Annotated in this window: 11 protein-coding genes; 1 reads left to right on the top strand and 10 read right to left on the bottom strand. The window is 70.5% G+C overall.

Annotated features, from left to right (window positions below):
* Positions 1-37: 37 nt before the first annotated feature.
* The 5 genes from lpxK to CSW64_RS04125 are packed head-to-tail and all read right to left on the bottom strand — an operon-like array spanning position 38 to position 5,822.
* Entirely contained in the window at positions 38-1,066 is a 1,029-nt protein-coding gene (lpxK, locus tag CSW64_RS04145) for a tetraacyldisaccharide 4'-kinase (protein WP_099620916.1), read from the bottom strand.
* Positions 1,063-2,328, bottom strand: a complete 1,266-nt coding sequence (locus tag CSW64_RS04140; RefSeq protein ID WP_099620915.1) for a 3-deoxy-D-manno-octulosonic acid transferase — start codon at positions 2,326-2,328, stop codon at positions 1,063-1,065. Before CSW64_RS04140 ends, lpxK begins: the two co-directional genes overlap by 4 nt.
* A gap of 3 nt (positions 2,329-2,331) precedes the next feature.
* The gene (locus tag CSW64_RS04135; RefSeq protein ID WP_099620914.1) at positions 2,332-3,309 is read right to left on the bottom strand and encodes a cation diffusion facilitator family transporter; all 978 of its coding nucleotides are present in this window, start codon (positions 3,307-3,309) and stop codon (positions 2,332-2,334) included.
* A gap of 11 nt (positions 3,310-3,320) precedes the next feature.
* Positions 3,321-4,043 carry a lysophospholipid acyltransferase family protein gene (locus tag CSW64_RS04130; protein ID WP_172448450.1) on the bottom strand — a complete coding sequence of 241 codons (723 nt, stop codon included), beginning with the start codon at positions 4,041-4,043 and terminating at the stop codon, positions 3,321-3,323.
* On the bottom strand, positions 4,044-5,822 hold the full coding sequence (locus CSW64_RS04125; protein WP_099620913.1) for an ABC transporter ATP-binding protein: 1,779 nt from the start codon (positions 5,820-5,822) through the stop codon (positions 4,044-4,046).
* Positions 5,823-5,898: 76 nt separating this feature from the next.
* On the opposite strand from CSW64_RS04125, the gene CSW64_RS04120 reads away from it, so the two are divergent.
* Positions 5,899-6,564 carry a protein tyrosine phosphatase family protein gene (locus CSW64_RS04120; RefSeq protein WP_099624106.1) on the top strand — a complete coding sequence of 222 codons (666 nt, stop codon included), beginning with the start codon at positions 5,899-5,901 and terminating at the stop codon, positions 6,562-6,564.
* Between the two features lie 273 nt (positions 6,565-6,837).
* On the opposite strand, the gene CSW64_RS04115 is transcribed toward CSW64_RS04120, so the two are convergent.
* The 5 genes from CSW64_RS04115 to CSW64_RS04095 form a co-directional block, all read right to left on the bottom strand.
* On the bottom strand, positions 6,838-7,074 hold the full coding sequence (locus CSW64_RS04115; protein ID WP_099620912.1) for a DUF4170 domain-containing protein: 237 nt from the start codon (positions 7,072-7,074) through the stop codon (positions 6,838-6,840).
* A gap of 26 nt (positions 7,075-7,100) precedes the next feature.
* Entirely contained in the window at positions 7,101-7,886 is a 786-nt protein-coding gene (locus CSW64_RS04110; protein ID WP_099620911.1) for a 3'(2'),5'-bisphosphate nucleotidase CysQ, read from the bottom strand.
* Positions 7,883-9,214: a TldD/PmbA family protein gene (locus tag CSW64_RS04105; RefSeq protein WP_099620910.1), complete on the bottom strand. Its 1,332-nt coding sequence runs from the start codon at positions 9,212-9,214 to the stop codon at positions 7,883-7,885. Before CSW64_RS04105 ends, CSW64_RS04110 begins: the two co-directional genes overlap by 4 nt.
* Positions 9,215-9,257: 43 nt before the next feature.
* Positions 9,258-9,659 carry an MAPEG family protein gene (locus CSW64_RS04100; protein WP_099620909.1) on the bottom strand — a complete coding sequence of 134 codons (402 nt, stop codon included), beginning with the start codon at positions 9,657-9,659 and terminating at the stop codon, positions 9,258-9,260.
* Positions 9,660-9,738: 79 nt separating this feature from the next.
* Positions 9,739-12,120 (bottom strand): methyl-accepting chemotaxis protein, encoded by a 2,382-nt coding sequence (locus CSW64_RS04095; RefSeq protein ID WP_099620908.1) that lies wholly within the window; start codon positions 12,118-12,120, stop codon positions 9,739-9,741.
* Positions 12,121-12,182: the final 62 nt, after the last annotated feature.

Raw genomic sequence — 12,182 nt, 5'->3', positions numbered from 1 at the left:
GGGTCCATGCCATCCCGGCAGACCCCCTCCGTCTCGCCTATGGCGAGCCACCTCCCCCAGAGGGGAGGACCCGTTCCAACATCGCCAGCACCGCCGCCTCATCCTCGAAGGTCGCCTTCACCGGCCACATCGCGATGCGGTCGCGCCATTCAAGCGGCAGGCGGACCCAGTCCTTCTCCGTCGTGACCAGCCCGGCGTCGAAGTCCTGCGCCCGGCGGACCAGCGCCTTCAGCGTCGCCTCGTCGAACGCTCCGTGATCCGGAAACGGCGCGAAATCCTTCAGGTCGCAGCCGGCGGCGACCAGCGCCCGCTCGACCTTCCAGGGTTTGCCCACGCCGGCGAAGCCGACCTGCGGCCCCGCAGGCGGCGGAGCGGCGGGCTCCAGCCGCGCGACCAGCACCGGCGTGTCGCCGAACTGGGCCAGCAGCAGCGGATCGGGCTCGTCCAGGTCCGCCGGCAGCAGCAGGACCACCGCATCGGCCCGCGCCAACCCGACCTCCAGCGGCTCACGCATCGGCCCGGCGGGAAACACCCGGCCATCGCCGAACGGCCATTCGTCGTTGCGCGTCTCGCCGTCGACCACGACCAGAGACAGGGTCTTCTTCAGCGAGGGATTCTGGTGGCCGTCGTCCATGACCACCGCCTGAGCGCCATCCGCCTTGGCTGCCTTGGCGCCGGCGGGACGGTCGGCGCTGATCCAGATCGGATAGCCGGTCGCCAGCATCAGCGGCTCGTCGCCGACGTCGGCGGCGGTATGGACGTCCGGATCGACCTTCAGCGGGCCCTTCAGCCGGCCGCCATACCCGCGCGACAGGCCATGCGCCGCCACGCCCTGCTCGGTCAGCAGCCGCAGCAGCTCGCGCACCACCGGCGTCTTGCCCGTGCCGCCGGCGGTCAGGTTGCCGACGCAGATCACCGGCAGGCCGGCGTCTTCGGGGACCGTCTTGGCGATCCGGTTGGCGGTCACGGAAGCCCAGATCCAGGATAGCGGCGTCAGCAGCATCCGCCGGACCCGTCCGGGGCCCCGGTCGCGCACGTACCACCAGCGCGGCGTGGAAAGCTTCATGGCAGGAACCCGTCCAGTTCTTTCCAGGCCCTGTCCAGGGTGTCCGCGCGGGCGCGGGCGAAGGCGCGGGCCGTAGCGCCGATCCTCCGGCCCAAGGCCGGGTCGGCCAGCAACCTCTCCAGCAGCCGACCCAGGTCGTCGCCGTCCCGCGCCAGGACCGCCGCCTGTTCGGCCAGCATCTCGTCGTAGACGTCGGTGAAGTTGAAGGCGTATGGGCCCGTCACGGGGGGGACGCCCAGCCGCGCCGGCTCCAGCGGATTGTGGCCGCCGATCCCCTCGACGAAGCTGCCGCCCATCACCGCCAGCGCTGACAGCCGGAACATCAGCCCCATCTCGCCCAGGGTGTCGGCGACGTAGACGTCGAGGTCAGACGCCAAGGCCTCGTTCTGCGACCGTCGCGCCACCGACAGGCCCGCCTGCCGCAGCAGGCCGGCGACGTCCTTCCCTCGCTCGGGATGGCGTGGCGCGACGATCAGTAGCGGTTTCGGCGTCCGCGCCGACAGACCGCGGAACGCCTCGAGGACGGCCGACTCCTCCCCCGGATGGGTGCTGGCGGCCAGCACGACCGGGCGGTCGCCGACAGCGGCGCGCAGCCGCGTCAGTTCATCCTCGTCACAGGCCAGCGGCTCGCCGATGAACTTCAGATTCACCTGCGGCCCTGCCGCCACGCCGAAGCGGCCGATGCGTTCGGCCGTCGCCCGGTCCTGAGGCAGGATGGCGTCGAAGGTGGCGAGCAGATCTCGCGCCAGCCTCGGCGCGCGCCGCCAGCCCTTGGCGGTCTTCTCCGTCACCCGCGCCGACAGCAGGATCAGCTTCGCCCCCAGGGCGTCGGCGCCCAGGATCAGATTGGGCCAGAACTCGCTCTCGACGAAGACCGCGACGTCGGGCCGCCAGTGCCCCAGGAACCGCCTCGCCGCGCCCGGCGTATCCAACGGCGCATACTGATGGACCGCCCCCGCCGGCAGCCGTCGCGCCAGCAGGCCGGCCGAGGTCACCGTGCCGGAGGTGACCAGCACCGCGACGTCCGGCCGCCGCTCGCGCAGGCGCTCGATCAGCGGCAGGACCGACAGGCTCTCGCCGACGCTGACGGCATGGAACCAGACCAGCGGCCCCGCCGGTCGCGCGACCGAGGCCTGGCCCAGCCGCTCGGTCAGCCGCGCCGGATCCTCTTTGCCGCGCCTGGCCCGCCGCCGGAGAATTCCCGGCGTGAAAGGCTCCAGCAGCGTGGTCGCCAGCTGGTAGAGGGTCGGGACCTTCGTCAAGCGTCAGACCACGTGCGACGGCGCGAGCTGGCAGGGATGGCCGCCTTCGCCGGTCTCGACCTGCAGGGTCGGGTGCCCGATGCCGAACGTCTTCTGCAGGCCGGCGGCGACCTCATGCAGGAACTGGTCGCAGTCGGCGTTGTCCGGCCGGATCAGATGGGCGGTCAGGGCTGTCTCGGTGGTGCTCATCGCCCAGACATGCAGGTCGTGGACCTCGGTCACCCCGGGCTGGCTGGCCAGCCAGGCCTTCACCTTGGCGGTGTCGATCCCGCGCGGCGCGGCGTCCAGCGCCAGGTCCAGCGAGTCCCGCAGCAGGCCCCAGGTGCCGATGACGATGACCAGCGCGATCAGCAGGCTGACGGCCGGATCGACCCACAGCCAGCCGGTGACCAGGATCAGCAACCCGGCCAGCACGACGCCGAGCGACACCGCCGCGTCCGCCGCCATGTGCAGGAACGCCCCCCGGACGTTGAGATCATGGTGGCCCTTCATGAACATGAGGGCGGTGGCGGTGTTGATGACCACGCCGATCGCGGCGACGACCATCACCGGTCCAGGCTGGATCGGGTCGGGCGAGCCGAAGCGGCGCACCGCCTCCCAGACGATCGCGCCCACCGCCAGCAGCAGCAGGCCGGCGTTGGCCAGCGAGGCCAGGATGGTGCCCTTGCGATAGCCGTAGGTCCGGCGCAGCGTCGGCGCCTTCTTGGCCATCTCCGCGGCGGCCCAGGCCAGCAGCAGGCTCAGGACGTCGGACAGATTGTGCCCCGCGTCCGCCAGCAGGGCGAGCGAACCGGTCCACAGCCCGGCCGCCGCCTCGGCGACCACGAAGGCGATGTTCAGCCCGGCGCCGATCGCGAAAGCCCGACCGAAGTCCGCCGGCGCATGCGAATGCCCGCCCAACCCATGCGAATGACCGTGCCCATGCGCGTGGTCATGATCATGCGAATGGTCGTGATCGTGGTGGGAATGATCGTGCGCCATGGCCTAGACTCTCACCGGCCGCCCTGGCCGTCCAGCAGCGCCTCGGCGCGCTCGGTCACCGCGGTCAGCCGTGCCGCCCATTCGCCGGTCAGCGCCTCCAGGTCGTCGTCGCGCCCGGCGTAGACCGGGCCGTCCCAGACCATCGCGCCCCTGGAGAACGGCAGCGGGATCAGCGTCCGGTCCCAACTGCCGATGCGGATGCAGGGCTTGCTGGCCAGGCCGACGAAGATCACCGGCGCGCCGGTGACGCGGGCCAGCGTCGGCGTGCCCAGCTGCATCACCTCGGCCGGACCACGCGGGCCGTCCGGCGTGATGGCGACGCCGCCGCCGCCCTTCACCCATTTGATCATGTCGCGGAAAGCCTGCTCGCCGTGCTTGTTCTTGCCGGGGTCGGAGGACTTCTTCGAGGAGCCGCGGATCGAGGGGAAGCCGATCTGCTGCACGGTCAGAGCGATGAACTCGCCGTCGGACGAGCGGCTGATCAGGGCGCGCATGTCCTGGCGGGCGCGGCTGCCGTCGGCCTCGACCCTGGCCTGGGGCCAGCTCTGCGGGGCCAGCGGGATGCGGGCGTGCCAGAAGCACAGAATGGCGCCGCCGGGCGTCTTCCAGACCTGCTCGGCCATGTCCTGGCCCTCGCGGGTCCAGCGCAGGGTGGCGTAGCAGAGGCGCAGCCAGGTCGCGAAGAGGAAGGCCAGGAAGCGCTGGACGGCGGCGGAACGGTAGAGGGCCTTCAATTACTCAGCTCCGGTCGGCTCGGTGTCGAGATCCTGGGCGCGCGCCAGGCGGGCGTAGAGACCGCCGCGCTTGCGGGCCAGGGCGGCATGGGCGCCGCTCTCGACGATCCGGCCCTTGTCGATGACGTAGATGCGGTCGGCGCCCTTCACCGTCGACAGGCGATGGGCGATCAGAATGGTCGTGCGGCCGGCCATCAGCTTCTCGAGCGCCGCCTGGACCTGGGCCTCGCTCTCGGTGTCGAGCGCGCTGGTCGCCTCGTCCAGCAGCAGGATCGGCGCGTCCTTCAGGAAGGCCCGGGCGATGGCGATGCGCTGGCGCTGGCCGCCGCTGAGCCGCGCGGCGCCCTCGCCGACCACGGTGTCATAGCCCTGGGGCAGCTCCAGGATGAAGTCGTGGGCGGCGGCGCGGCGCGCGGCCTCCTCGATCTCGGCGTCGCTGGCCTCGGGCCTGGCGTAGGCGATGTTGGCCCGCACCGTGTCGTCGAACAGGAACGGCTCCTGGGTGACCAGGGCGATGCGCGCGCGGAGGTCGGCGATGGCGACCTCGCGGACGTCGACTCCGTCGATGGTCACCGCCCCGGCGCTGACGTCGTAGAAGCGCGGGATCAACGACAGGACGGTGCTCTTGCCGCCCCCCGATGGTCCGACCAGGGCGACCATCTCGCCCTGTTTGGCCTCCAGCGAGACGTCGTCCAGGGCCGGCGCGCCGCCGGCGTAGTTGAAGCCCACGGCCTCCAGCCGGATATGACCGCCGCCCGCCGCGGGGAACGGGCGCGGGTGGGCGGGCTCGACCACCTCGGGCTCGACGTCCATCGCCGCGAACAGCCGCCGGGCGGCCGCACCGCCCTCGGCGAAGACCGTCTGCAGGTTGGCCAGCTGGCGCAGCGACTGGCCGGCCATCATCAGGCCGAGGATGAACTCGAGCAGCGCCCCGGCGGTGATGCCGCCATGCTGGGCGCGCCAACCGGCGTAGAGGAACACGGCGGCCACGACGACCATGCTGATCAGCTCGGTCACCGGCGCGGCGCGCGAGCGGGCGTTGGAGCCCTTGATCAGATGCTTCTGGCGACGCTCGACCACGGCGGCGACGCGCGCCTCCTCGTAGTCCTCGCGGTTCTCCATCTTGACGATGCGGATGCCGTCGAGGGCCTCCATGATCGCCGAGGCCAGGGCCGAGGTCTCGCCCATGGCGCCGGTGGCGGCCTTGGACGCCCGCTTGGAGAAGCGCTGCATCAGCACGCTCGCGGCCGGGGCGATCAGCACCACCGCCAGGGTCAGCCACAGGTCGTTGCGAGCCATGGTGATCAGCGCGCCGACGACGATCAGGACCTCGCGGGTGTAGTTGACCACGCCGCTGGTGGAGGCCTCGCGGATCAGGCCCGCGTCATAGAGCATCGAGGCGATGTACGAGCCGGAATGGGTCGTGCGCAGCCGCGCCAGGTCGGCGCGGATCAGCCGGCCGAACAACTGGACCTGCACCGCGCCGACGACCCGGTTGCCGATGCGGTTGATCAGCGTCGACTGCAGGATCTGGAACAGCGCCCGCCCCACCGCCAACGCGACGATGGTCAGGGGAATCACCACGATGGCGCCGGCCGTACGCGCGGTGACGAGGTCGTCGACCGCCGGCCGGATCATCTGCAGCAGCTTGGTGTTCAGCGCCGCGATCACGCCGGCGCACAGCAGCGCGACCACGAGCCCCGGCCAACGCGGCTTCAGGTACTCGCGCCAGACCCGCGCGATCAGGGCGCGGCTGGAGAGTTCGGCGGGCGCGGACATGGACGGGAGAATCGGCCTTTGAGTTTGCGTTCGGCGCTGACGGCCCTACTTAGGACGGTCTTCAATGGAGCGCCACTTGTCCACCCACGACCTTTCCACCGGCTGGGGCCGATTCAAGGCCTACTGGGGCTCGATCTGGGGCGACCACGCGTTCCTGCGCATCGGCTTCTCGAACGCGCACTGGATCGGTCCGGACATGGTGCGGGCCGCCCAGCCCTGGCCTTACCAGCTCAAGTACTGGAAGAAGCTGGGCATCAGGACGATCGTCAATCTGCGCGGCGGCTTCGACGCCAGCTTCTACGCGCTCGAGAAGGAGGCCTGCGAGCGGCTGGGCCTGACGATGGTCAACTTCGACATCACCTCGCGCGCCGTGCCGACCCGGGAGCAGGTGCTGGCGGCCCGGGACCTGTTCGAGACGATCGAGTACCCCGCCCTGATGCACTGCAAGTCCGGCGCGGACCGGGCCGGGATCATGAGCGTGTTCTATCGGCACTTCCATCTGGGCGTCCCGATCCGCGAGGCGAAGACGGAACTCGGCCTGCGCACCCTGCATGTGAAACAGGGCAAGACCGGCGTGCTGGACTACGTCTTTGAACGCTATCTGGAAGAGGCCGAGCCCAAGGGGATCAGCTTCATCGACTGGGTGCAGAGCGACGCCTACGACCCCGTGAAGATCAAGGCCGACTTCCAGGCGAGCTGGTGGGGGACGATGCTCACCGACAAGCTGCTGCGCCGCGAATAGCGGACGGTCAGACGGCCCGGTCGATGGCGGAGATCGTCGTCATGACGATGCCGAGAAACACGAACAGACCCGCGCCGAACAGACTTTCGACCATGAGGTGAGCCTCCCCTGATGAAGCGGCTCCCTAACGGCGTTCTGTGACGTGCGCGTGATTCCTGGATGACAGTTCGGGGATAGCTGGGGACATGCTCCGCGAAGCGGTGCGTGTCCCCTTGGTCCCCGCAAGCTTCCGCAGTCGGGGACACGCATCTTCGGAGCATGTCCCCTGTCATATCAGTGCTGGTAGTGCTCGCTCGACGGGTCCAGCAGCTTGTGGGCGTGGATGATGAAGTAGCGGGCGTGGGCGTTGTCGACGGTCGCCTGGGCCTTGGACTTCCAGGCGGCGTAGGCTTCGGCGTAGCTGGCGAACGCGCCGACGAAGTCGACCTGCTTCAGGTCGCGGAACTCGTTGCCCTGGACGTCCTTCAGTTCGCCGCCGATGACGATGTGGAGAAGCTGTTTGTCGCTCATGTGCGGGTGGCCCTTCCGCGGGTTGGTCAATTCGGGAGGTCGATATGCCTTACGCGCGCCAGGATCAACGGGTGCAGACCCGGAGCGGCGCAAATCACGCTCGGTTCCTTCGGAATCGGCCGGTTGTAGTGGAACTTTTCGCCCTTGTGGTCGGTGGTGACCGCGCCGGCCTCGGCGCAGATCAGGTCGGCGGCCGCGAGATCCCATTCGTTCTTGGCGCTCAGCGCCACCGCGGCGTCGAAGCGGCCGTCGGCGACCAGGCACATCCGATAGGCGATGGAGTTCCGCGTCTCGATATGCATTTCGGGCCAGGGCTCGCGCCAGGCCGGATGCCGGAACATGGCGGCGTCGCCCAGCATGCGGCAACCCTCGACCGCGTCGCAGGCGCTGGGTCGGATCGCCGCGCCGTTCAGGGTCGCGCCGCCGCCGGCCAGGGCCGTGTAGGTTTCGTCCAGCTCGGGCGCGTACACGACGCCGGCGACCGGTCGGCCGTCCTCAACCACGGCGACCGACACCGCCCACCAGGGCCGCTCCTTGAAGAAGGCGACCGTCCCGTCGATCGGGTCGACCACGAACAGCCGCCGCTTCGCCAGCCGTGCGGGATCGTCGGCCGTCTCCTCCGACAACCAGCCGTAGTCGGGCCGGGCGGCGCCGAGCGCCTCGCGCAGCAGTTTGTCGACGGCGATGTCGGCGTTGGTCACCGGAGAGCCGCCGTCCTTGGACCAGACCCGCAGACCCTCGGCCTTCATCCGCTGGGCCAGCGCGCCCGCCTCGCGGGCCACGGCTTCGATGAGGGCCAGGTCTTCCGTCATCGGCCGGCGATCGCCAGGCTGTCGACCAGCAGCGACGGACTGTTGGAGGCCCCGCGAAGCTCCAGGTCGGAGCCGATGACGAGGCGGCCGTAGATGTCGATCAGGTTGCCGGCGACGGTGATCTCGGTGACCGGATAGGCGACCTCGCCCTTCTCGAACCAGAAACCGGAGCAGCCGACCGACCAGTCGCCTGTGTTGCCGTTCAGCGAGGGGCCGAACATCGAGGTGATCAGCAGGCCGTCGCCGGCGTCGGCCATCAGGCCGGCCAGGTCGCGGTCGCCGGGCTCGACGGTCAGGTTGCTGGGCGCCACGCCGGGCGCGCCGGCCAAGCCGCGCGAGGCGTGGCCGGTGGTCTCCAGCCCCAGCTGCGCGGCCGAGGCGACGTTGAGCAGCCAGGTGGTCAGGACGCCGTCCTCAATCAGCGCCGTCTTCCGGTTGGCCACGCCCTCGTCGTCGAACGGCGAGGAGCCCAGGCCCCGGACACGATGCGGATCATCGGTGATGTTCACGCCCTTCGCGAACAGCGGCTGTCCCAGCCTGTCCTTTAGGAAGCTGGTCCCTCGCGCGATCGCCGGGCCGGAAATGGCGCCGATCAGCGGTCCGATCAGCGAGGTCGCCAGACGGTTCTCGAAGATCACCGGCGCGGTGGTCGAGGCGATCTTGCGGGCGTTCAGCCGCTGGACGGCGCGACGGCCGGCCTCGGCGCCGATCTCGGCCGCGCCCGGCAGGTCGGCGCCGTGGCGGGTCGAGCGTCCCTCGCCGCCCCGCTCCATGCCGCTGCCCTCGCCCGCGACGGCGGAGGCCGACAGCGAGAAGGCCGAGGCGCAATGCGGGCCGTAGAAGCCGTCGCTGGTGACCATGCGCCAGGACGAGGTCGACCAGGCGGCCGAGCCGCCGTCGGAGTTGGTCACGCCCTCGATCGCACGCGCGGCGGCCTCGGCCTCGCGAGCCTGGTCTTCCAGGCTCTCCGCGGACGGCTCGGCGTCGTCGTAGAGGTCGAGATCGGGCAGCGGCCCTTTCGCCAGGCGGTCCTTCGGCGCCAGGCCGGCGTAGGGATCCTCGGGCGCCAGCCGGGCCATGGCCACGGCCCGCTCGATCAGCTTGCAGCGGCCCTCGGCCGAGATGTCGGAGCCCGACACCGTAGCCTGACGCTTGCCGACGAAGACCCGCAGGCCCAGGTCGCGCGACTCCTCGCGCTCGACCTCTTCCAGCGCGCCCTCGCGCACGCCGATGGCAAGGGACTGACGCTCGGCGAAGACGGCTTCGGCCGCGTCGGCGCCGGCCTTGAGGGCGGCGGCGACCGCCTCGTGCAACTGGTTTTCGTCCATGCCCCGGTTATGGGGAGCCCGCGCGTCCGGGGCAAGGCTCCGCTTAGACGATGGCGGTGAACAGCGTGGCGGCGATCAGGAACACATAGGCCAGCCAGGTCAGGGTCATGCCGATCGAGCGGGCGATCGAAGCGCCGCCGCTGGTCGACAGCCCGACCGCATGGATCACCCGTCCGGCGAACAGGATCGCGCCGGCGATATGCACGAGCAGCGGCGACTGCGAAGCCACGTCGAGCACGATCAGGCCGGCGAGGCCGGCCGGCACATACTCCGTGGCGTTGCCGAAGGCGCGGACGGCCTGGGCGACCTGGGGCACGCCCTCGTCGCCGAGCAGGATCTTGTGCTTCTGGCGCTGGCGCACGACCAACGCCGACAGCACCAGCAGCAGCAGCAGATGCAGCCCGACCCAGAGGGACGCCGCATGGCCTAGATTGACGCCGTCCATGTCCGTTCCCCTCCGGTTCGCGACTCCGCGCGGATAGGGACGCTTTTCGCGCCCCAGCGCAACCGTCTTCCGTCAGGGTTCAGAATTCCGTCCAGTCGTCCTCGATCGGCTCGGGCTTGCGGGCCGCCGAAAGGCCCGCGCCGCCGGCGGTCCGGAGCGCCGGAACCGGCTGAGCCGCGGGCGCGGGGACCGGAGCGCGCGCCGGAGCCGGAGCCGGCGTTCGGGCGGCCGGCCTGGGCGTCGGGGCCGCGCGGGTCGCGCGGGTCGCCGTCGCCGCCTCGCCGATGCGGAAGCGGCTGACCAGTTCCGACAGGCCGGCCGTCTCCTGGGCCAGGGCATGGCTGGCGGCGGTCGATTCCTCGACCATGGCCGCGTTCTGCTGGGTCATCTGGTCCATGTGGTTCATGGCCGTGTTGACCTCGGCCAGGCCCGAGGCCTGCTCCTGGGCGGAAGCCGCGATGCCGGTGACCAGTTCGCTGATCTGGCCGACCTCGCCGACGATGCGCTGCAGGGCCTGACCGGTCTGGGCGACCAGCTTCACGCCCTGGTCGACCTGGCCGGAGCTGGCCGAAATCAGACCCTTGATCTCCTTGGCGGCCTCGGCCGAGCGCTGGGCCAAGGCCCGCACTTCCGAAGCGACGACCGCGAAGCCCTTGCCGGCGTCGCCGGCCCGCGCCGCCTCGACCCCGGCGTTCAGCGCCAGCAGGTTGGTCTGGAAGGCGATCTCGTCGATCACGCCGGTGATCTGGGCGATCTGCTGCGAGGAGGCCTCGATGACCCGCATCGCCTCCACCGCTTCGCCGACGACCTTGCCGCTGTGCTCGGCCCCCTTGCGGGCCTCCTCGACCACGCCGCGGGCGCGGTTGGAGCCTTCGGCGGTCTGTTTCACCGTGGCGGTGATCTGGTCGAGCGCGGCGGCGGTCTCTTCCAGGCTGGCGGCCTGCTGCTCGGTGCGGCGCGACAGGTCGTCGGCGGCCTGGCTGATCTCGCCCGTGGTCGAGCGGATGCCGGAGGCGTTGCCGACGATCACCATCATGGCGTCCTGCAGCTTGCCGATGGCGCCGTTGAAGTCGTCGCGCAGCTTCCGATAATCCTCTGGGAAGGCGGCGGTCAGGCGGAAGGTCAGGTCGCCCTGGGCCAGCTTCTCCAGGCCCTCGCCGACCGAGGCGACGACGAAGCGCTGCTCCTCCTCGGCGGCGCGGCGGATCTCGTCGTTGCGGCGGCGCTCCTGCTCGGCGGCGTCGCGCGAGCGCTCCTGTTCGGTGCGCAAGCGGCCGGTCTCGGCCAGGTCGTGGCGGAAGCCTTCCAGGGCGCGGGCGATGCCGCCCAGTTCGTCCGGCGAGTCCGTGCCGCGCACCGGCTCGTCGTAGCGGCCGGCCCCCAGGGCGGCCACCGCCGTGGTCAGGCGGGCCAGCGGCTGGCGCACGATCAGGTTGGTGGCCGACAGCAGGGCCGCCAGCACCAGGCCCAGGATCACCATGCCGCCGATCATCAGCGCCCAGGCCAGGCGATCGGCCGGGCCATTGATGGTCTTGGTCGGGATGTCGGTGACCAGGGCCCAGGTCGACCCCAGGCCGGCCAGCGGCGCCGGCGTGATCAGGCGCTCGACCTTGTCGCCTTCGGCGTTGCGCACCCCCTTGATCCGCACCGATTTCCCGCTGGCGATGGCCGCCTTGACCTCGGCCGCGCCCGGATCGGCGTAGTCCTTGGTCCGCAGCTTGGCGTCGGGGTGCGAGACCCACTTGGCCTCGGACGACAGCAGCATGACCTGGCCCGTGCCGAACGGCTTCATCTTGCCCAGCATGGTCGAGACGTCGCCCAGCGCCAGGTCGACCCCCGAGACGCCGATGATCTTGCCGTTCGAGAAGACCGGGTGGGCGATCGTCGTCATCAGGACCGGCTTGCCCTCGATGACGTAGGAATAGGGCTCGATGATCGCGATCTTGCCGCTCTGGAAGGCGTTCTTGAAATACGGCTCCTCGTAGTCGGTGCCGTTGTCGAGGGGCTCCATGATCAGCTTGCCGCCGGACTTCACCCAGTAGGGGGCGAAGGCCCCCTTGCTGTTGGAGCCCATCGCGGTATTGCCGACAAAGGCGGCGTCCTGCCCGTCGAAGGCGTCCGGCGACGCCATGAACCAGCTGGCCAGCACGATCGGCGAGGCGTTCGCGTTGGGCTGCAGCATCGTCATGATCGCGGCGCGGTCGCGCAGACCCGACTGGTGGGCGCCGCCAATCGCCGCGGCCATGCCGCGCACAGCGCCGGCGGCCTCGATCAGCTGCCCCTCGACGTCGGCCGCGGCCTGCTCGCCGAGCGCCTCGGCGTAGTCGCCGGAGAGGTTCTGCGCGACGCCGCGCGTATGCTGAGACACTGCAAACGCCGCCAGCAGCAACAGGACGCCGACGACGGCGCCGCCGGCGGTGAGCATCTTGCCGGCGACGGAAAGCCTTTGGAACGCGCGCATAGAGGAACCTCCCAGACCCGGAACCACGTCTAGGAGGAAGAGGCTTAACAGGACGCTTACTT

Source organism: Caulobacter mirabilis (genome assembly GCF_002749615.1).
GTDB classification, from domain to species: Bacteria; Pseudomonadota; Alphaproteobacteria; order Caulobacterales; family Caulobacteraceae; genus Caulobacter; species Caulobacter mirabilis.
This window is presented reverse-complemented; position numbering and strand designations above follow the sequence as displayed.